Origin of the sequence: Acinetobacter sp. ESBL14, from assembly GCF_036668815.1 — a bacterium.
Classification (GTDB): Bacteria; Pseudomonadota; Gammaproteobacteria; order Pseudomonadales; family Moraxellaceae; genus Acinetobacter; species Acinetobacter gyllenbergii.
In genome coordinates this window covers 1-462 of record NZ_JAZEVS010000041.1, presented here as the reverse complement: position 1 = coordinate 462, position 462 = coordinate 1, and the positions used below count along the sequence as shown (strand labels likewise).

At 46.1% G+C, this 462-nt stretch carries 1 pseudogene; it reads left to right on the top strand.

The features are described from left to right. Positions 1-462, top strand: a pseudogene (locus tag V6E90_RS21525) (YadA-like family protein); the annotation flags it as partial.

Below are 462 nucleotides of genomic sequence, written 5' to 3'. Positions count from 1 at the left end.
GCAAGTTGGGTACATTAGACGATGCAGCAGTTAAATATGACGATGCAACGACTAAAGACAAGATCACGCTTGCAGGTGCTGGTGGAACCACGATTACCAACGTTAAAGCGGGTGCAGTAAATTCAAGCTCAACTGATGCAATCAACGGTAGCCAATTACACGGTGTTGCAGACAGCGTTAAGAATGCAATTGGAGGTTCAACGACCATTGATGCGACAACAGGTGCAATCACCACAAGTAACATTGGTGGCACAGGTTCGAACACAATTGATGGCGCGATCACAAGCGTGAAAGATGCAGCGACCAAAGCGAAAACAACGGTAACTGCTGGAGACAACGTTGTAGTTACACCAACCACCAATGCAGATGGTTCAAGCAACTACCAAGTATCAACAGCGAAAGATGTGAACTTCGACAAGGTGACTGTAGGCAGTGTTGTTGTTGATAAAGCAACGAACACGA